The organism is Jeotgalibaca porci (assembly GCF_011299095.1).
In the GTDB taxonomy this organism is placed as follows: Bacteria; Bacillota; Bacilli; order Lactobacillales; family Aerococcaceae; genus Jeotgalibaca; species Jeotgalibaca porci.
Map to the genome: position 1 here is coordinate 1,734,459 of NZ_CP049889.1, position 20,829 is coordinate 1,755,287.

Here is a 20,829-nt window from a genome sequence, read left to right on the forward strand (position 1 = left end):
AGTGTTTGAAGTCAATTTTTTTGAAAAGAAACAAAAGAATTACCTTCCTGCTTTGCTAGGGGCCTTTACTCTTATAATGATAATGGGGATCGGTCTGTATTTTTTCACTGCCTACACCTCACTGGTCCGTCAAGATGAACGGAATAAAGAATGGTTGGTCACTGAAGCGGAGCAGGTTCTGGTTTCGCGCCAGATAAAGAATTACGCAGAAACAACAATGCAACTGAATGATGAAAAATCGCTTTTTGAAGAAATGGAATATCCGATGGCAACAGCTGCGGAACTTCTCGTTAAGCGTATTCCGGGCGGTTCTGGAAATATTACATCCTTTTATTTGTCCGCTGAAAATCAACTGACGTTAGTTTTGGGAAATCTATCCGTAACGCAGATTGATGAAACAGTACTGGATTTACGTAAACAGGATTATGTCGCGAATGTACAACTAATCCGGGTGGAGTCTGATGCTGAGGATACTGGTTCGTTAGCGGAAATTTGGGTTACCCTTGATGAAGCGACTTTGAGAGGGGAGGCGGCGCAATGAAATTAGAGTGGAATCGTACGGCCTTAATCATTGTCTTTAGTATGGTTACCCTGGCGCTAGGAAGCTTTGCATACGGGCAGTTATATGTCATGACGCCTCTTAAGGAGCAAACCGAAGTGGTCGCAAACACCGTTGATGATCAAAAAGCGTTATTGGTAGCTTACCCGCCCGATGAAGCGTTATTAAAAGAGAAAAAAACAGAGTATGATGCAACACAACCTTTTTTACCAGAAGGCGAAAAGGTGAATAATGATGTTGTTGCGTTGGAAAAAGCAGCGGGCAAAAGTAATGTGAAAGTCACAAGCTTCGCGCGTAGTACGGAACCGGAAGCAATTGAAGGCATGGATCCGCGTTACCGTGCCAGCGTGTATGAAGTAACGCTGACAAGCGCCAGCCCTGATAATATGATTAACTTGTTGGAGGAATTGACGACCATGGAACGCGTCTGGAACATCCAAGCGTTTCATTTTGAAAAAGATACCCAAGAAGCATACAGTGGTTCATTTAGCGTCACGTTTTACAGCCACGATGCAACTGAATAACGATTGAAAGACTGGAAGCGTTTGTTTCCAGTCTTTTTTTGCGGAAAAGGGGTTGTATCGGCAAAGGTCTATTCAAAACAAACAACTCTTGCCGACCGATACAAAATTAAAGAACAATCCCAAGACCAAGTCTAGGCACCTTGAATGTAAATGGGTTATAATAGCAACAAGAACATTAGAATGATTATTAAATAAGAATTTCTATTCAAAAGGGGAAACATGAATATGAAAAGAATTGCCATTGTTGGTGTGGGGGTAACGGGCATCAGTGTCTTGAAAGAAATGGCTGCCCACGACTACTACCAAAATTTTGAAATTGTGCTTTTTAATGAACCGCGCACGCTTGGAACAGGCGTCCCTTATCAAGATGATTCAGAGTTGCTTTTGATTAATCAAACTGCAGATACGATGAGTTTAGAAGAGGAAGACAAGTACGATTTTGTGAAATGGGTCCAAGTGAATAAGGATTCTACCGCTGGAAACAAGGATTTTATTCCACGGAAATGGTACGGTGAATACTTAAAAGAGAAGCTGAAGAGTGCTGTGGCTATTTTGAATCCGACCATCATCCAGGAAAACGTGGAAGTCATCCGTGTTCTAAAAGATGGAACGTATCATATTGAATCAGCGACCACGCAAGGAGAATTCGATAAGGTTCACCTTTGTACGGGACAATTACCTTATCAAGACCCGTATCATTTGAAGGACCATCCGCATTTCGTCTATCATCCGTATCCGGTCGAAGAGAAATTAAGTCATTTTCCAGAAGGGAGCCGGATTGGTGTCATTGGAACGGGTTTAACATCCATTGATTTGATGCGTTTTTTAAGAAATCAAAACAAAAATCTTACTCTTGGCTTCTTTGCCAGAAACGCCCATTTTTCTTTATATCGCGGGTTGGAATACGATAAAGACCTGAAGTTTTTAACTCTTGAGAACTTGGAGAAAGAGAAGCAAATGCACGGTGGATTTGTTACTTTTTCAAAGATATTGGAATGGTTCCATTTAGAATGCCAAGATAAAGGGATTGATTTTCAAGATTTAACGTACCGCTTCGGAAAAGGCTCGAAGGAGCAATTAAATCATTTATTAGAGGAAAATACAGACTTGGGTGTTCTACAGGGAATTATCCACAAGCTGGACTTCTATTTGGCAGATTTGATGGCTGCGTTGACTCAAGAAGACCGGGAACTATTTTACACAGACTATGAACCGCTATTCCGTCATTTCAGAACACCGATGCCCAAAGAATCATTGGAGCGTTTGATGGATGCCTGGAACACAGGGGAAATTCAAGTATGGGAAAATATGGAAGCCGTAGAGATGCTTGAAGAACGCTTCAAAGTGAAATTGGAGGATGAAGAGGTTGAAGTTGATTACTTAATCAATGCAACTGGACAGAATCAGATTCTAACGAACAGTGAACTGCCGACGGATTTGTTGAGGCAACTTATCAACGAACGGATTCTGCAGCCGGAAACATTCGGTGGTGTACAAGTTCTTTGGCCGGGAGCAGAGGCGATCAGCCCACGTTATGGCGTTTTGAATAATTTGTATGTCCACGGGCAGTTAGTGATCGGCCTGCAATATGGCAACAACGCGCATCTTTTGATGAAGCAAGCGCGTAAAGTGGTTCGTCATGATTTAACTAAATAACCAAAAGAAACGCACGCCCGATTATTCCGGAGCGTGCGTTTTAGATTGATTTCGAATGGTTCACGGTAAGAACGTCACATAAAATAATTCTGGGATTGTTATTTCAGAGTCCGCTTCTTACTTGGTCTTCACAATTATATACAACATTCAACGTCGAAATCTGTCATAATATAAATAAAAACGGGGAGAAATGACGATGAAATTACAAAAATCACTTTTTTCATGGTTCTCCAAAGAGTTGGCGCATCCGGAAGCATTTTTTTCATTTTTACAACAACATGGTATCACAGCGATTTACCAACATGTGACCCCCAATGATATGCAGGAAACAATTGCGCGTTTTATCAAACGTGGGCGCCAAGCCAATGTAAAAGTCTTCTTATTGGCAGGCGAAGCGAACTGGGCACTTGAGCCGAAAGACCTTCACCGTCACATTGAACAAGCTACTAAATGGGACGGGATTGTGGTTGATGTGGAACCTTATTTGCTGAAGGGCTTCAACAAAGAAATCATGGCGGCTTATGTGTCAGCGATGCGAAATGCCTATCAAAAAGCCCATAGTCTGGGAGTTTCCTTCATTCTGTGTATTCCTTACTTTTATGATTCTCTGGGATTTACCGCAGAATTGGAAGTCTTGATTCGCGACTGTTGCGACGGAGTAACCATTATGAATTATTACCGCGGGCAAGAAATCCCTCATATAGAGACGGAAGCGAGTCTCTGCCACCTTCACCAGAAGACTTTGGAAACAATCTATGAACTGCAGCCACCCGGGAAACATGATCTGAAAGATATAAATACGTATTATCATTTAGGACTGAAAAAAGTAGACGAGAATTTCCGAACTTTAGCCAAACATTACCAAAATCAAGAGGTTAAAATAAGTTACCATGAGTTTGTTTATTTTCAAGAACTGGCGGAATGAAAAAGGAATGCAGAAACTGTTTTAATGTCTCTAGATAATTCAGTGAAACATGTTAAACTAGAAGTAACTAAGGAATTGGGGGAGACGTTATTGAATATTGAAGAAGAACAGCAATTTACCGTATTTTCACTTAATTCGAACAGACCGTTAGCCGAAAAAGTTGCAGAGAGCCTTAATGTGAAATTAGGGAAGGCTTCTGTTATCCAACATAGTGATGGGGAGACTAAGATTGTTATTGAAGAGAGTGTTCGTGGACAGCATGTTTTTCTAATTCAATCAAACTGCCACCGGGTAAATGAGAATATTATGGAGATGCTCATTTTGATGGATGCGCTCAAGCGTGCAAGCGCTCTGACAATCAACGTAGTTTTGCCGTACTACGCCTATGCAAGACAAGACCGTAAAGCACTACCAAGAGAGCCGATTACGGCAAAATTAGTCGCAGACTTATTGCAGACAGCTGGTGCTGATCGGGTGATTTCACTTGATTTACATGCACCTCAAATCCAGGGATTCTTTGATATTCCAGTGGATCATTTATCCGCAACCAAGCTACTGGCAGAGCATTTTGTGAATCTTGGCTTGGGGGGAGAAGGAACAGTTGTCGTAGCTCCGAATCACAGTGGTGTCAGCCGCAGTCGCCAAATGGCAGATTGCCTGAAAGTTCCGATTGCGATTGTGGATAAGCGCTCAAATACGCCGCGCGCACCTAAGTCCGTCAATGTTATCGGTGATGTGAAAGATAAAATTTGTATCCTTTTTGACGACTTAATTGATACGGGAACCACCGTAGCATTAGCCGCTGAAGTTCTAAAAGAAAAAGGGGCAACAAAAATCTATGTTGCAGCAACGCATGCTGTTTTCTCCGGAGACGCAGCAAACTTCTTGGAAAAATCAAGTATCGAGCAGGTGATCGTAACAGACTCTATTTATTTGCCGGAAGACAAGGTTTTTAACAAATTAACACAAATCAGTGTGGCAGACTTAATCGCGTATGCCATCACGTGTGTCTATGAAGAAAGATCCTTACATAGCGAAGATTAATTATGAATGGAAGAAGCGTTTATCACGGAGCTGTGGAGCTGAGGATAAACGCTTCTTTTAAAAGACTTAACGAGAGTTTTTGTATCCATTACGTTAAAATAAAGAAAACAATCAGTCGAGGGGGACTTCCAAATGGTAAAGAGATTAATTAGTGCAAATACGTCTGAAATTATGGCAATGAGCCGGGAAGAACTGTTACAAAGTATCCACGCCAGTGATGGTCGGGTCGTACTTTCCGAAAACATAGTGACGCGCGAAACGATTGTGGCTGAAGTAACCAATGCTGAGATTGCGAAATCTTTTGGGGCCGATTTAATTTTATTGAATACGTTGGATGTTTTGGAACCAAAAATATTTGGATTGGATTTACAAGAAAAGACAGTGATTGAGCGCCTGCATCATCTCGTTGGAGCACCCATCGGAGTGAATTTAGAACCGATCGATTTAGATGCGGAAATGACGGAAGAGGCCTTAAAAATCGGAAATGGTCGTCAAGCCAACGCGGAGGCTTTCAAACGAATCGAAACGGATAAGTATGACTTCGTTTGTTTGACGGGCAATCCGGCAACGGGTGTCAGCAATACGCAGATTATTTCCGCAATCAAATTAGCGAAAGAGCATTACAGCGGGATTATTATCGCTGGGAAAATGCACAGTTCTGGAGTAAATGAGCCGGTTGTGACTTTAGAAGATGTAAAGCACTTTTTAGTAGCTGGAGCGGATATTATTCTGGTTCCGGCGGTCGGAACGGTTCCAGGATTTGACGAGGATCAAATGAAAGCCATTGTTAAAGAAGTCCATGCGCAAGGTGCGCTTGTGTTGAGTGCCATGGGAACAAGTCAAGAAAGTTCTGAGCCAGAGATGGTACGGGACATTGCGATTAAAAATAAAATTTGTGGTGTCGATATGCATCATATTGGCGATTCCGGCTACGGTGGGTTAGCTCCGGTCGAAAATATCTTTGCCTTGAGCAAAGCAATCCGGGGTCAGCGTCATGCAGTTTCTCGGATGGCGCGCTCAATCAATCGATAAAAAGGAGGTAGATCCAACGGAATGGACAAAAAATTAGATGCAACAATCATCAAGTATTTATTAGTTATCTTTGGTTTATTACTCATTTACAATTATTCATCAACGATTGTAGTGTTGATGGGGTTCATGCTAAATGTTTTACGCCCGTTAATTATCGGAGGCTTAATTGCTTATCTACTTAATATTATTGTCGTGCGGTTGGAACGTTCGCTGCTACGTAAGGTTAAAGCAACGAAACCCTTTATAGCCCGTGTAATCAGTGTGGTATCGGCGGTATTTATAGTTGGGTTGGTCATTTATTTGATTATTAAGCTGATTGTGCCACAAGTGTTAACCATTTTAACCGGGCTCGTTCAAGGGTTGCCGTTATTAGTTTCGCAGATTCAAACTTTTATTGAAGATAGTGACGCTTCTGAAGTTTTTAACTTTTTCGGTAATAACTTGATTTCGGACTTTAATAACTATAGCCAACGTATTTTGAATTTTGCCACCACAAGCGTGAACCAATTATTATCATCCGTGATGCAAGTGGTTGGTGGTGCGACGACAGCGTTATTCTCGTTTGTGATAGCTTTTTCATTTGCTATGTATCTTTTATTTGGGAAAGAACGCTTAACGAAGCAAATGAGTACGCTGGGCAGAGCATTTTTGTCGCCTAAAACGTATAATCGTGTGGCGACACTCTTGGATATAACTGACCATAACTTCTCAGGATTTTTTGTGGGACAAACATTGGAAGCTGTTATTTTAGGAACTTTGTGTGGTGTAGGGATGCTGTTATTCCGCTTACCGTTTGCATTGACAATCGGAACATTCATCGGATTTACGGCTTTGATTCCGTTATTCGGGGCATGGGCTGGAGCAGCAGTCGGATTCTTGTTGATTGCTTCCCAAGATCTTTCACAAGCTGTATTCTTCATTATTTATATCATCATTTTACAACAGCTAGAGTCGAATTTAATTTATCCACGTGTTGTGGGAAATAGTATCGGTATTCCAGGTATTTGGGTTTTAGTTGCTATTACAATCGGGGCAGGTGTTGGTGGAATTGCCGGCATGCTTTTAGGGGTTCCGGTGTTTGCGACTGTTTACCAAGTAATAGGTATTTTGACCAAAAAGAGATTACAAATGAAACAACTGGCGACGGAGGAGTAACTCTGCTGCCAGTTTTTTTATTATGCGCCGACTCAAACGGTATTTTTGATCTGAGTGCGCAGTTCTTACTCCAACCTGCGCACTCAAATAGGAAAATAGATCTGAGTGCGCAGTTTTTACTCTAACCTGCGCACTCAAACGGGAAAAGGGATCTGAGTGCGCAGTTCTTACTCCAACCTGCGCACTCAAACGGGAAAATGGGTCTGAGTGCGCAGTTTTTCGTAAAGCGAGTAATGATTGGCGCTTCATTACCCAGGTTCGTTCTTTGTAAAACTATTTATTTTTTTTGACGAATAGTTGACTATACACCCTGCAAATTGATAGAATTAGTTTATTAATAAGGAAAGGAGTATTTGTTGCCCTAAAGGCAATGAAAGCGATTTCGTTTGTGGGCGAAGAATGGGAGGAATAATAATGAAAACTTATTTTCAACGTTTAGGAAGATCATTGATGTTGCCAGTGGCAGTTTTGCCAGCAGCGGCAATTTTGATGGGGATTGGTTATTGGATTGACCCGAGTGGTTGGGATGGCGAAAGTGTCGTTGCGGCATTTTTGATTAAATCCGGTGGTGCACTTATTGATAATATGGGTATTTTATTTGCTGTTGGGGTTGCTTTGGGGATGTCCAGAGACCGCGACGGCGCAGCCGCAATTAGTGGTTTAGTAGCTTGGCAGATTGTAACAACACTCTTATCGCCAGGATCAGTTTCAATGCTTCAAAGTATTGCTATTGAAGATGTGGATCCATCTTTTGGTAAAATCCAAACACAATTTATCGGGATTCTCTGTGGTTTGATAGCAGGAGCTCTATACAATAAATTCCATAAAGTTACCTTGCCACAAGCATTGGCGTTCTTTAGTGGAAAACGTTTGGTTCCAATCGTTACTTCATTTGTAATGATGGCAGTTTCAGTTGTCCTATTATTCGTTTGGCCACCTGTGTATAATGCACTTGTTACATTCGGTACATCTATTTCAGAATTGGGTGCATTGGGTGCGGGTCTTTACGGCTTCTTCAACCGTTTGTTAATTCCAACAGGTCTACATCATGCTTTGAACTCTGTATTCTGGTTCGATGTTGCGAATATCAATGATATTGGTAACTTCTGGTCTGGAAACGGAACACTTGGTGTAACAGGTATGTACCAAGCTGGTTACTTCCCAGTAATGATGTTTGGTCTGCCGGCAGGAGCTTTGGCAATGTACCATACTGCACGCGAAGACAAGAAAAAATTCACGGCATCCTTGATGATTGCAGCAGCATTTGCTTCATTCTTTACAGGGGTTACAGAGCCGCTTGAATTTGCATTCATGTTCGTTGCTCCAGCATTGTATATTGCGCATGCGGTATTGACAGGTATTTCACTATTTATCGCTGCATCTTTCCAATGGACAGCAGGCTTTGGTTTCTCTGCTGGTTTAGTTGACTATATTCTATCTTTCAACTTACCATTGGCAAATAAACCGTTTATGTTATTGCTACAAGGGTTATTATTTGCAGCATTGTACTACTTCTTGTTCCGTTTCATGATTACAAAATTCAACTTGATGACACCAGGACGTGGTGACGACGAGTTGGAGGAAGCAGTAGAGACGGACTCTGCAACTGCAGCACCAACAACTAAAGAAGCACGTTTCCGCCAACAAGCAGAAACAATTTTAGTTGGTTTGGGTGGTCCTGATAACATCCGTTCAATCGATAACTGTGCAACACGCTTGCGTTTGGAAATCGAAGATATGGATAAAATTAACGAAAGCAAAATTAAATCAGCCGGCGTACCAGGCTTGAACCGCGTGAGCAAACATGACTTACAAGTTATTGTCGGAACTGAAGTTCAATTCGTAGCGGATGAGTTAATTAAGCTAAAATCAGATAAGTAAAAATATAAAAAAAGCAGCCCCTCATTTCCGAGGTGCTGCTTTTTTGAGTTCATCGACTTTCATTTAAATAAGTTCTTCCCTTTTCAAGAATAAATCCATCTGCGGTTGGAATTTTTTAGCAACGATACCCAAAATTTTACCAATCGAAACAGCTGCTACGATTGTTCCAATACCAATGGATCCCATTGTCTTCAAGAATGTGAGACAAAGGATGATTGCAATGATAACATTTGAAACGTCACCGATAATTTTTGCTTTTCCGAAAGGCATTTTGTAGGATGTACTAATTACTTGAGTGAGTTCGTCATAAGGCATCAACGTATACTGTGCGTTCGTATAAATGAACAAGCCACAAGCAACCAGCAACAGACTGAGAGCTAAGTAAACACACTGCAAAACGATTGTTCCGGCTACTGGTAAGAGCAATGTACTGATTGATATAGTAGCGTTTACAAAGAAACCGAACACGAATGCGATGACCAATTGCGTGAGTGCGTATTTCATATCAAAACGTTTAAGGATAATCATTTGGATAATAATATAGATGATATGCGTAAAAATGGTAGTTGCGCCGACTGAAACCCCGGTAATCAAAGACAACCCATAGGCGAGAGACGAAACAGGGGAGACGCCAAAATTAGCGTAGATAGACAAACTGACACCGAAAGAAAGCATAAAAAGACCAACGACATACAGAAAAACCCTTTTCATTAATTGCTGACTCAAAAAAGTCACCTCCGAATTTACTTTCATAATCTATATTATCATGAAAAAAACTTATTTAGTGGTAACTCCATGACCTATAATGGTAAGAACAGAAAATATAGTTACAATGAAAGCGATTTTAAATGAGGAGTCACAATGAATGAGCTATTGCTTTGTGAATGTTATAATGGAGACACTATTAATGTGCGGAGGCGATTGAATGGAAACAATCTATTTAGGAAGCGGAGCAGAGATGCCGATTATCGGAACAGGCACAAACACATACGGGAAAGAGAACAATAAATATGATGGCACTATTACCGGAGATACAACAGAACTTGACCAAGCGATAGCAGCCGGATACCGTCATATTGATACGGCGATTTCTTATCGCAATGAATCGGTTGTAGGGGACGCAGTGGTTAAAAGTGGTCTACCGCGAGATGCATTCTTCCTCACTTCAAAAATTCCGGGGCGTCCGGAACATGTGGGGACCGATGAAGCAGTCCATAACGCAGTGAGAGCCAGTCTGAATGCCCTGCGAACCGATTATATCGACCTTTATTTAATTCACCATCCATGGGACAATCTGGAGGAAATGCTGTATGTTTGGAAAATTTTAGAAAACTATGTAGATGAAGGCGTTCTAAGAGCGATTGGCGTTTCCAACTTTGATGAAACGCAACTGCAATATTTACTCGATCATGGTCGGATTAAACCCGCTACGAATCAAATTCAATCACACCCCGGACACTGGAATCATGGTATAATAGAATTTTGCCAGGCCAATGGCGTTACACCTGTTGCCTGGGGACCACTTTCACGTGTTCAAGACTCTGATCGTGCAATGCTAACTGAAATTGGCGCTAAGTATGGAAAGACCTGGGCGCAAGTTGCACTACGTTACCAACTCGAACGTGGCGTTGCCGTCATTCCTAAATCGCATAACAGCGAGCGTCAAAAACAGAACCTAGCCTTATTTGATTTTGAGTTAACGAAAGAAGAGAAAACACGTATTACTGAATTATAAGAGGAGGTTAGAGTATGAAATTTGAGCAAGCTGGAAATGGTTATATAGCAAAAAATGACAAGGGCGATAAAGTTGCAGAAATAACCTATTCACCTGCCGGGGAAAAGTTTGTGATTGCAGACCATACGTATGTATCCAAAGAATTGGAAGGCCAAGGTATAGCGGGTAAGATATTAGACCATCTGGTGGCTGAAATGGATAAACAGGGGAAAAAGATAATGCCCCTATGTCCGTACGTTGTCAGGAAGTTTGAGAAAGAGCCGGAAAAATACGATTTTATCAATTACAATAAACATAAATAAGTGTATGCAAAACTAGAAACTTTCCAACACGATGGAGAGTTTCTTTTTCAGCACGTTAGAGGGGGAAATTATGTTTTCAATATTAAGGAAGTTAGGTTGGTTTTTTAAGCTGCGATGGAAGAGTTATACTTTCGGTGTTTTTGGGTTAATTGCGGTTGCGATTCTTTCCGCAGTGACACCTTTGATCTTAGGTAATATCATTGATCAAATGGTAAATAGTACCTTGACGTTCCAAAGTCTGGCTTTGCAGTCAGGGACAATTTTGGTCTTTGCAATTGCGATGTACGGCCTCCGGTATGGTTGGCGCGTTGCGATTTTTGGGAATTCTACTTTGTTGGAATCGATTCTGCGTAATCGTCTATTCGCCCACTTTACTAAAATGGATAGTCAGTTCTTCCATGAGTACCGGACCGGGGATTTGATGGCACATGCTACCAATGATTTGGCTGCTTTACGTTTCGTAGCAGGCGGCGGGATTTTATCCATTACAGATTCCATCTTTATCGGTGGGACCACATTATTCAGTATGATTTTTTTCGTAGACTGGAAATTGACTTTATTCACAACATTGCCATTCCCTTTATTAATCGTAGCAGCGCGCTACATGGGGAAAGCGATCAACAAGCGTTACCGTAAATCTTTAGAATCCTTTTCTCAAATGAACAACCGTGTCCAAGAGAGTGTTGGCGGTATGAAAGTAATCAAGACATTTGGCGAAGAAGAAGCACATTACGCTGATTTTACAGGCGATATTGAGAATGTTATTGCGCGTAATAAGGCTGTTTATCAGGTCGACTCGGCTTACTCACCGATTATCGAAGGGATTACTGGTTTGACATATGTTTTGACTCTGTTTTTCGGTTCTTATTTTATTTCAATCGATCGTATCTCGTTGGGACAATTAATTGCCTATTTCAGTTATTTATCCATGATGACGTGGCCGCTGTTGGCAATTGGTCGGGTAGCGAACACATTGGAGCGAGGGAATGCCAGCTACAATCGGGTGACAGATTTATTATCTAAAAAATCTAGCTTGAAAGAAGCTAAAAATCCAATCCAGACACCAGTAGCGGGAGATATTGCCTTTACGGTGGACTCCTTTACTTATCCGGATGGAAAGAATGAAGTTTTACAAAATGCACATTTCCAACTGAAATCAGGCAATACTTTAGGAATAGTTGGTCATACCGGATCCGGTAAGAGTACCATCTTTAAACTGTTACTTCGCGATTATGACGGTTACACAGGCAAAATTAAATATAATGACAAAGATATAAAGCATTATAGTTTAGATGCCGTTTCGCAAGGAATCGGTTATGTTCCGCAAGGCACATTTCTGTTTTCCACAACGGTTCGTGAAAATATCTGTTTTGTAAATCCACAACTCACACAAGAGCAGGTGGAACACTTTGCTAAATTGGCGGATATCCATGACGATATCGAACAGTTTCCAGAAGGTTATGACACGGAAGTCGGCGAACGCGGCGTTTCCTTATCGGGTGGGCAAAAACAACGGATTGCGATTGCACGTGCTCTGGCAACACAAGCAGAGTTCTTAATTTTGGACGATGCATTATCAGCGGTGGATGCACAAACGGAGGCGCGTATTTTAGAGAATTTACGCGATATTCGTCGTAATGAGTCCACCATTATTGCAACACACCGGATCAGCTCCATTATGCATGCGGATGAAATAATCGTTCTGGATAAAGGACAGATTGTTGAACGCGGTACGCATACTGAATTGCTTGCGAATGAAGGATGGTACAGCCAAATGTACGAAGAGCAACAATTGCAACAAAAAGTAGACCAAGGAGGCGAGACGCTTGGCTGAAAGAAAAACGAATTTTACTTTAACAGAACAAGCACACATCCTTAAGGGTCTGTTCTCATTTACGAAGAATTACTGGAAATTATTTGCTTTATCTATTGCCGGAATGGTAGCTGTATCAGCTATTAACGCCTATTTACCGGTCATGATTCAACGGTATATTGATAACTATCTAGCAGTTGGTAATGCGACGATGGAACTGACAATTCGGATTTCATTAGCTTATCTCGGTTTCGTTATTTTGAAATTAATTTTGGTCTATCTCAAAGATTACACATTCAAAATGGCCTCCGAGCAAACTGTCGGAAGTATGCGGAACCGGATTTATCATAAAGTCGTTAATTTGGGCATGCGTTATTTTGACCAAACACCGACTGGATCCGTTGTTTCACGGGTCACAAACGATACGGAAACAATCAAAGAATTCTGGAATGTATTCTTAACGTTTGTGGATGGCTTGTTAAATGCTATTTCAATCGGAATTGCGATGTTCGCGTTAAACGCGCGTCTTGCTTGGATATTTATGGCGTTCATTCCTATTGTAATTGTTTTAATGTATATCTACCAAAAATACAGTACGATTATTTATGGACGTATGCGTGAAGCGTTGAGTCAAGTAAATGCGAAGTTAAGCGAGTCCATTACCGGTATGTCGATTATTCAACATTTCCACCAAGAAGAAAGAATGAAGCAAGAGTTTGATGTAGTGAACCAAGAGTATGTTTCAGCACGTATCAGTATGTTCCGTATGAATGCACTCCTCTTGATGCCAGCTGTGAATTTGATTGAAGCAGTCGCATTGTTTATTGTGTTGTGGGTATTCGGAATGCAGTTCTTGGATATGACCGCCACAGATGTCGGGGTGGTTTATGCCTTTACTTCTTACTCGAAGTCGTTCTTCCATCCGATTGGAAGTATGCTGGATAGTTTGAGTGTCTTCCAAGATGGTTTGGTTTCAGGTTCACGGGTTATGGATGTCTTGAACCGTGACGATGATGCACCGCAAGCGCATGAAGGAGCAACGGGAGAAATTACAGACGGTAAAATTGAAATTAAGAACCTGTCCTTTTCATATGATGGGGTGAATGATGTTTTACATGACGTGTCAATTACGGCTAATCCGGGTGAAACCATCGCGTTGGTGGGGCAAACGGGATCGGGTAAGAGTTCTATTATTAACGTTTTGATGCGTTTTTACGATTTTCAAAAAGGCGAGATTCTGTTGGATGGCCAGTCGATTCGCACTATTCCTGTGAAACGTTTGCGTGAGCGAATGGGTCTTGTGCTACAGGACAGCTTTATGTTCTTCGGAAACATTGCAGATAATATTCGTTTACACGGAAATTACGCTGACGCAGCTGTTGAATCAGCTGCTCAATTCGTTAACGCGGATGGTTTTATTACCGATTTAGAAGGCGGGTACGATGCAAAAGTTATTGAAGGGGGAAGTACTTTCTCAACCGGAGAAAAACAACTGCTGAGCTTTTCACGGACTATTTTACGTGATCCGAAGATTTTGATTTTAGATGAGGCGACAGCGAATATCGATACCGAGACAGAAAAGAAAATCCAACAAGGCTTACAGAATATGCGTAAAGGACGGACAACGATTATTATCGCACACCGTCTGTCGACCATTCGGGATGCCGATCGTATTTATGTGTTGCGTCATGGTCGTATTATCGAGGAAGGAAACCATGACAGCTTAATTGCTGAAGGCGGTATTTACCACGATATGTATCAATTACAAACCTTCCAAGAAAAAGGAGAAGAAGATGGCGAGTAAGTTTTATGCAGTAAAAAAAGGGCGTAAGCCAGGTATTTATAAAACCTGGCCGGATGCACAAAAACAAGTTGCTGGCTTTTCCGGTGCACAGTTCAAGTCCTTTATGACAGAACAGGAAGCGCGTGACTTTATTAATCCGCCGTCCAAGCCAGCCGTTGATTGGCTGGCGGATGATACCATTGAAGCGTATGTTGATGGTTCGTTCGACCGTTCCAGCAGCCGCTATGCTTATGGGGCGGTGATTGTGAAGAATGGTCAGGTCGTTGAAACTTTTAGTGAAGCCAGCAATGATCCGCGCTATGTGGAGAGCTTCCAAATTGCCGGTGAAGTATTTGGTGCTTTGGCTGCTATTCGCTGGGCGATTGAGAAAGGCTACAAAGCAATCAATATTCGCTATGACTATATGGGGATTGAGCAATGGGCAACAGGTATGTGGAAAGCAAACAAACCGGTCTCACAAGATTATATTGCACAGTTCAAAGAACTAGCGCCGCAAATCGCAGTTCATTTCCAAAAAGAAAAAGCCCATACGGGAGTAGAATATAACGAAATGGCCGACCAACTGGCAAAACGCGCGTTGGGGCTATAAAGAGAAGGTGAGGCATACGTGTCTCATCTTTTTTTACGTTTGAGTGCGCAGGTTAGAGTAAGAACTGCGCACTCAGATCGAATTTTACGTTTGAGTGCGCAGGTTGGAGTAAGAATTGCGCACTCAGCTTGATTTTTACGTTTGAGTGCGCAGGTCCGTTAAAAAGTCTCCACCTTTGCCGACCTAGAGAGATTCGTCGGCAAAGGTTCGTAAAAAAAGCCCAACTATTGCCGACCGAGGCCATAAGTAATAACTTAATTAATAATTTCACAAATAGCTGGATTTTTAAAAAAGAAAACGCTATCATAAAGGTGGATAGATAAAACAGGAGGTTATTTTATGGGTAAATTGGAGAACAAAGTAGCGGTTGTAACAGGAGCAGCTTCAGGAATGGGAAGAGCTATCTCTGTGATGTACGCTCAAGAAGGCGCAAAAGTTGTTTTGGCTGACTACAATCTTGAAGGGGCAGAGGAAGCAGCTAAAGAAATTATTGCAGCGGGTGGTACAGCATTGGCCGTTAAAGCGGATGTTGCTGACAGTAACGACATCGCAGCTATGATTGATACAGCGATTTCTGAGTATGGCTCACTTGATATATTAGTCAATAATGCGGGGATTATGGATTCATTTGAACCCGTTGGCGAAGTCACGGATGAGAAATGGGAGCGTATCTTTGATGTGAATACAAAAGGCGTTATGCGTGCAATGCGTAAAGCAGTAAATTATTGGCTGGAAAATGATAAAAAAGGCAATATTATCAACGTTATTTCGACAGGTGGTTTGAATGGTGCGCATGCCGGGGTTGCCTATGGGGCGTCTAAACATGCGGTTGTAGCCTTGACGAAAAATACCGCGTTCATGTACGCACAAAAGAATATTCGTGTGAACGGGATTGCTCCGGGTGCCGTTGCGACCAATATTAGTTCTGGAATGACCAGCGTCAGCGAATTAGGGATGAGTCGTGCACGTTTGGCACACGGCGTCATTCCAGCGACAGGAACTTCTGAAGATATCGGTTCAGTGGCAGTATTCCTCGGATCTGACGATACCGCGTTTGTTAATGGGACAATTATCGTAGCTGACGGTGGTTGGACTTCAGCCTTCTAATGTTTTGCTTGCGGAATAGGTCTTTTACGCCTATTCTAAAGAAGAATAGAACCTCAAAAATGGGACCCGTTCAATTCAGACAGGTCCTTTTTTTGTATTTTACTGTAAAAGGGGTATGCCATGTGAAAAATAAAATTGAACGTCCACTATACCAACAAATTGCCTTGAAATTGGCAAAACGTGTTGCGGTGGGAACGTATCAGGAAGGACATAAATTGCACGCCCGTTCGACTTTGGCCAAAGCCTTCAATGTTTCGCCAGAAACCGCCCGCAAGGCTGTTCAAATACTCGACGACTTGGGAATTATGGAATCGCATCACGGAAGTGGAACCTATGTCGCCTCTCAAGAACGAGCAGAGCAGTATGTGCGTCAGTTCGAAGACAAAGAGACTATTGAAAATGTTCGTGGTAAATTGAAGGACAGTGTAAACCGCCAACAGCAAGAGTGGCAAAATTTCAACAAACTTCTTAATGAACTTGTTGCCCACACCCGTCAGTCTGTGGATTTAAATCCTTTTATCCCCTACGAAATAATACTAACAAAAGAAGCAAATCATTTAGGTGAAACAATCGCTGAAATCAATGTATGGCAAGCAACAGGGGCGACAATTGTGGGTATTTTACAAAATGAGAAGTTATTCTTATCACCTGGACCATACGCAAAAATAGGGGAAGGTGACACGCTTTACTTCGTCGGAAATGAATATACGCTACAGAGAATGCGGGATTTCTTTTTCGGAAATTACTAATGATTTATTGCTCTATCAATCCTTATCATTTTACAAAAGTGACTATTGATGTTATTGTTTTATAGTCACTTTTCAGAAAATGAACAAAAAGGAGTGTTAGAGGTTTTGACAAAGTTAAAAGTAGAAAATTTAACCAAAGTTTTTGGTAAAAGAACCAAACAAGCTTTGGAAATGGTAAAGAATAACGAACCAAAGACAAAGATACTAGAACAAACAGGCGCCACTGTGGGAGTCAATAACGTTAGTCTAGATATCAATGAGAACGAATTGTTTGTTATTATGGGCTTGTCCGGAAGTGGGAAATCAACATTGATTCGCTTATTGAATCGTTTGATTGAACCAACAACCGGTGCTATATATATAGATGGTGAGAACATCGCTGAATTAGATAAAGAAGATTTGCGTGAAGTTAGACGCAGCAAGATAAATATGGTGTTTCAAAACTTTGCGTTATTCCCACACCGAACACTGTTAGAAAATACGGAGTTTGGGTTGGAAGTTCGCGGAATGGATAAAGACGAACGTCGTAAGCGCGCGGAAAAAGCTTTGGAGAACTCAGGGCTATTATCCTTCAAGGATCAATATCCCCATCAACTTTCTGGTGGGATGCAACAACGCGTTGGTTTAGCGCGTGCATTGGCAAACGATCCGGAAATCTTACTAATGGATGAGGCGTTCTCTGCATTGGATCCATTGATTCGTCGGGAAATGCAAGATGAACTGATTGAATTGCAAAATACCGTTCGCAAGACCATCATTTTCATTACACATGATTTGAACGAAGCACTTCGTATCGGTGACCGTATTGCGATTATGAAAGACGGCGAGGTCGTGCAAATCGGAACAGGGGAAGAAATTTTGACGAATCCTGCTAATGATTATGTAAGAGAATTCGTTGAAGAGGTTGACCGTTCGAAAGTATTGACGGCTGCCAATATCATGATTCCTGCGATTGCATCTGTTGTGGAAAATAAAGGACCGAACGTGATTCTGAATGAAATCCGTCATGAGAAGACAAGTTTAGTTATGGCTATCAATAAGAAACGTGAATTGTTGGGATATATTCCAGCAGACACACTCGTTGATGCGCGTCGTAACAATACGTCACCGATGGAATTAATTGATACGAATGTGACGCGCGTTGCGCCTGATACATTAGTTGCTGAGCTGTTTGAAGTGATGAATGACTCACTAGCGCCAATTGCTGTTGTGGAAAATAATCGCCTACTCGGCATTATCCGACGTGGAACGATTATTGATGCATTAGCCAAAACAAGCGAGGTGAGCAAATAAGATGGACTTTTTAAGACACGCATTACCAGTTGCAAGCTGGATTGATACATTTACAGAATGGTTAACGACCACATTTGCAGGGCTATTTAGTTTCTTACAAACAGTGGGTGAAGCAATGATGAACGGAATGACCGGTATGCTCATGTTGGTACCGCCGTTGCTATTCATCCCTTTACTAGCACTATTTATGTTTATTATCTCGAAAAAGAAAATAGGTTTAACAGTCTTTACGTTACTTGGATTGCTTTTCGTTTATAACCAAGGACTATGGACGAACTTGATGAATACAGTCACACTTGTGATTGTAGCGAGTCTAGTTTCAATCATTATTGGGATTCCGTTAGGTATTTTGATGGCTAAAAGTTCAATTGCCAATAAAATCATTACGCCGATTCTAGACTTTATGCAGACAATGCCGTCATTTGTTTACTTGATTCCGGCAGTAGCATTTTTTGGAATCGGTATGGTACCGGGTGTATTCGCATCGGTAATCTTTGCACTACCGCCAACTGTTCGTTTTACGAATTTGGGTATCAAACAAGTTCCTGAAGATTTAAGTGAAGCAGCGGAAGCATTTGGTAGCACGGGTTGGCAAAAACTATTCAAATTAGAGTTGCCATTAGCAAAACAAACAATCTTTGCAGGTATCAACCAAACGACGATGTTGGCTCTTTCGATGGTTGTAACAGCATCTATGATTGGTGCTCCAGGACTTGGAGAAGGCGTCTTGTCTGCCTTACAACGTGCCGAAATCGGTAGTGGATTCGTGAGCGGTATTTCGTTAGTTATCCTAGCGATTATCATTGACCGTGTGACACAAAATTTGAATCAACCTGTCGTGAGTCGAACTGAAAAAGAAAAAACAGCACGCAAACGCAGAAATATTATCGGTAGCGTGGTAGCAGCGGTTGTTTTAATTGGTGGAGCAGTTTACTACACAGCTTCGCAAGATAAGAGCCGTCAAGTAACACTAAGTAGCTTGCAGTGGGACAGTGAAATTGCATCTGGGAACGTTGTGAAAGAGGTCCTGGAAGATTTAGGGTATGATGTGAAAATCAGTTATTTAGATGTAGCGGTTATGTTTAGTGCTGTTGCCAATGGTGAAGCGGACGGATCTGTAGCACCATGGTTACCGATTACGCAAGGTGCTATTTTTGAACAATATAAAGATAGCGTTGTGGATCTGGGACCAAACTTAACGGGTGCACAAAACGGAATTGCGGTCCCTACTTACATGGACGTTGATTCCATTGCTGAGTTATCTGACGAAGCAGGACAAGTTATTACGGGGATTGAGCCTGGTGCAGGTATTACTGGTTTAACTGAAGAAGCCTTTGAAGTTTACGAAAATTTGGCTGGTTGGACACAAAAAACATCTTCAACTGGCGCGATGACCGTTGAATTAGGTCAAGCAATCGCGAAAGAAGAAGAGATTGTCTTTACTGGTTGGACACCGCACTGGATGTTCGAACGTTACGATTTGAAAATGTTAGAAGACCCGAAAAATGTAATGGGAGAGGGCGAAACAATCGTTTCCCTTGCAAGAATCGGTCTCGAAGAAGATATGCCAGAAGTTTACAAGGTTCTGGATAATTTCAACTGGGAGCTTGCAGATATGCAAAGTGTCATGCTGGAAATGAGTGAAGGTGTGGCGCCTGAAGTAGCAGCTCGCAATTGGATTGATGCCAATCCTGATAAAGTTGAAAGTTGGTTAGAGTAACATCAAGAAACAGACCTGGTCAGCTGACCAGGTCTGTTTTTTTGAGTTATTTTACATTGTCTGCACAACTTGGCGGATGAACCCAATCTTGTGCAGACTCTTTCTCATAGTCTGCACAAACCCTTCTGAAATTTCAAAGTTTGTGCAGACCCTACTGTTTTTTGCCCGATTTATCTAAAAAGTCTCAAGTAAAACCCGAAAAAAAGAATTCTACTTGAGGCTAAGATCTCTTATTTTACTTCTTAATAATCATATTAATGGCTTGTTCAAGTCTCTTGGCTTGTTCTTCAGGATTCGTATCCGGATTTTCTAAGCATGCTTTGAGGTTCTCGGCAACGACAAGTCCCATGACCCGATCAATACTGGAACGAACAGCGCTCAACTGCGTCATGATAGACATGCAATCTTTTTCTTCTTCAATCATCTTCTGGATACCACGGACTTGGCCTTCCGTACGTTTTAACCGGTTGATGACATTTTTATTAGTTATTTCCATCATTATCATCCTCTCAAATCAATAATATACCTACCCTGGGTATAAAAGTCAAGAAACATCATGGTTGACAAGTTTGGTTTTATACGGTTTAATATACCCCATAAGGTATAAACAGATGAGGAGAAATAAAAATATGTTCAAACTGTTCAGTAAAAACGCTGCTATCACAACGAAAGAGTTAGAAAATGACCTTTCAGAAAAAACAATTTTAGATGTCCGTACACCTGGTGAATACCGAATGGGGCATATTTCGAATGCAAAAAATGTCCCATTGGATAAAATTGCGACTTATGTAGGGGATAAAGAAACGCCTGTTTATGTCATTTGCCAATCTGGGATGCGCAGCAAGAGAGCGGTAGGTATGCTTAAGAAAAAAGGTTATACAGCCATTAACGTCCGCGGCGGGATGAGCCAATGGACCGGAACTATCAAAGGAGGAAAATAA

The 20,829-nt window shown here is 41.6% G+C and carries 20 protein-coding genes; 18 read left to right on the forward strand and 2 right to left on the reverse strand.

The features are described 5' to 3' along the window. Window position 1: 1 nt before the first annotated feature. The 8 genes from G7058_RS08900 to nagE all read left to right on the forward strand — a co-directional run bounded on the left by G7058_RS08900 (window position 2) and on the right by nagE (window position 8,776). Window positions 2-541: a hypothetical protein gene (locus G7058_RS08900; RefSeq protein WP_166063204.1), complete on the forward strand. Its 540-nt coding sequence runs from the start codon at window positions 2-4 to the stop codon at window positions 539-541. Beyond that, a complete protein-coding gene (locus G7058_RS08905; protein WP_166063205.1) occupies window positions 538-1,083 on the forward strand; it encodes a hypothetical protein in 546 nt (181 codons plus the stop codon). The genes G7058_RS08900 and G7058_RS08905 overlap by 4 nt, the downstream gene beginning before the upstream one ends. Before the next feature lie 225 nt (window positions 1,084-1,308). Continuing rightward, the gene (locus G7058_RS08910) at window positions 1,309-2,739 is read left to right on the forward strand and encodes an FAD/NAD(P)-binding protein (RefSeq protein ID WP_166063206.1); all 1,431 of its coding nucleotides are present in this window, start codon (window positions 1,309-1,311) and stop codon (window positions 2,737-2,739) included. Between the two features lie 196 nt (window positions 2,740-2,935). Continuing rightward, window positions 2,936-3,664, forward strand: a complete 729-nt coding sequence (locus G7058_RS08915) for a hypothetical protein (RefSeq protein WP_166063207.1) — start codon at window positions 2,936-2,938, stop codon at window positions 3,662-3,664. A 90-nt stretch (window positions 3,665-3,754) separates the two neighbouring features. Next, complete coding sequence (locus tag G7058_RS08920) at window positions 3,755-4,708, forward strand: ribose-phosphate diphosphokinase (protein WP_227004422.1); 954 nt, start codon at window positions 3,755-3,757, stop codon at window positions 4,706-4,708. Window positions 4,709-4,840: 132 nt separating this feature from the next. Further along, window positions 4,841-5,740: a DUF7916 family protein gene (locus G7058_RS08925; RefSeq protein ID WP_166063209.1), complete on the forward strand. Its 900-nt coding sequence runs from the start codon at window positions 4,841-4,843 to the stop codon at window positions 5,738-5,740. 21 nt (window positions 5,741-5,761) lie between these two features. Beyond that, window positions 5,762-6,895: an AI-2E family transporter gene (locus G7058_RS08930; protein WP_166063210.1), complete on the forward strand. Its 1,134-nt coding sequence runs from the start codon at window positions 5,762-5,764 to the stop codon at window positions 6,893-6,895. A 414-nt stretch (window positions 6,896-7,309) separates the two neighbouring features. Further along, window positions 7,310-8,776 (forward strand): N-acetylglucosamine-specific PTS transporter subunit IIBC, encoded by a 1,467-nt coding sequence (gene nagE, locus G7058_RS08935; RefSeq protein ID WP_166063211.1) that lies wholly within the window; start codon window positions 7,310-7,312, stop codon window positions 8,774-8,776. Between the two features lie 63 nt (window positions 8,777-8,839). Here the strand turns inward: nagE and G7058_RS08940 are convergent, their stop codons facing one another. Further along, entirely contained in the window at window positions 8,840-9,502 is a 663-nt protein-coding gene (locus G7058_RS08940) for a YczE/YyaS/YitT family protein (protein ID WP_227004423.1), read from the reverse strand. A 199-nt stretch (window positions 9,503-9,701) separates the two neighbouring features. Here G7058_RS08940 and G7058_RS08945 point away from each other — a divergent pair, with 199 nt between their 5' ends. From G7058_RS08945 to G7058_RS08985, 9 genes are all read left to right on the forward strand, one after another. Then, a complete protein-coding gene (locus G7058_RS08945; RefSeq protein ID WP_166063213.1) occupies window positions 9,702-10,511 on the forward strand; it encodes an aldo/keto reductase family protein in 810 nt (269 codons plus the stop codon). A 14-nt stretch (window positions 10,512-10,525) separates the two neighbouring features. Next, complete coding sequence (locus G7058_RS08950; protein ID WP_166063214.1) at window positions 10,526-10,813, forward strand: GNAT family N-acetyltransferase; 288 nt, start codon at window positions 10,526-10,528, stop codon at window positions 10,811-10,813. Between the two features lie 70 nt (window positions 10,814-10,883). Further along, window positions 10,884-12,647, forward strand: coding sequence for an ABC transporter ATP-binding protein (locus tag G7058_RS08955; protein WP_166063215.1), 1,764 nt, complete (start codon window positions 10,884-10,886; stop codon window positions 12,645-12,647). Continuing rightward, window positions 12,640-14,430, forward strand: coding sequence for an ABC transporter ATP-binding protein (locus G7058_RS08960; protein ID WP_193567955.1), 1,791 nt, complete (start codon window positions 12,640-12,642; stop codon window positions 14,428-14,430). The genes G7058_RS08955 and G7058_RS08960 overlap by 8 nt, the downstream gene beginning before the upstream one ends. Then, on the forward strand, window positions 14,420-15,019 hold the full coding sequence (locus tag G7058_RS08965; protein WP_166063216.1) for a ribonuclease H1 domain-containing protein: 600 nt from the start codon (window positions 14,420-14,422) through the stop codon (window positions 15,017-15,019). The genes G7058_RS08960 and G7058_RS08965 overlap by 11 nt, the downstream gene beginning before the upstream one ends. Window positions 15,020-15,358: 339 nt before the next feature. After that, entirely contained in the window at window positions 15,359-16,126 is a 768-nt protein-coding gene (locus G7058_RS08970) for a glucose 1-dehydrogenase (protein ID WP_166063217.1), read from the forward strand. A 122-nt stretch (window positions 16,127-16,248) separates the two neighbouring features. After that, complete coding sequence (locus G7058_RS08975) at window positions 16,249-16,875, forward strand: GntR family transcriptional regulator (protein ID WP_227004424.1); 627 nt, start codon at window positions 16,249-16,251, stop codon at window positions 16,873-16,875. 105 nt (window positions 16,876-16,980) lie between these two features. Continuing rightward, complete coding sequence (locus G7058_RS08980) at window positions 16,981-18,168, forward strand: quaternary amine ABC transporter ATP-binding protein (protein WP_166063219.1); 1,188 nt, start codon at window positions 16,981-16,983, stop codon at window positions 18,166-18,168. A 1-nt stretch (window position 18,169) separates the two neighbouring features. Continuing rightward, window positions 18,170-19,888 carry an ABC transporter permease/substrate binding protein gene (locus tag G7058_RS08985; protein ID WP_166063220.1) on the forward strand — a complete coding sequence of 573 codons (1,719 nt, stop codon included), beginning with the start codon at window positions 18,170-18,172 and terminating at the stop codon, window positions 19,886-19,888. A 235-nt stretch (window positions 19,889-20,123) separates the two neighbouring features. Here G7058_RS08985 and G7058_RS08990 read toward each other — a convergent pair whose 3' ends face one another. Then, entirely contained in the window at window positions 20,124-20,384 is a 261-nt protein-coding gene (locus tag G7058_RS08990; RefSeq protein ID WP_166063758.1) for a metal-sensitive transcriptional regulator, read from the reverse strand. 133 nt (window positions 20,385-20,517) lie between these two features. Here G7058_RS08990 and G7058_RS08995 point away from each other — a divergent pair, with 133 nt between their 5' ends. Continuing rightward, on the forward strand, window positions 20,518-20,829 hold the full coding sequence (locus tag G7058_RS08995) for a rhodanese-like domain-containing protein (RefSeq protein ID WP_166063221.1): 312 nt from the start codon (window positions 20,518-20,520) through the stop codon (window positions 20,827-20,829).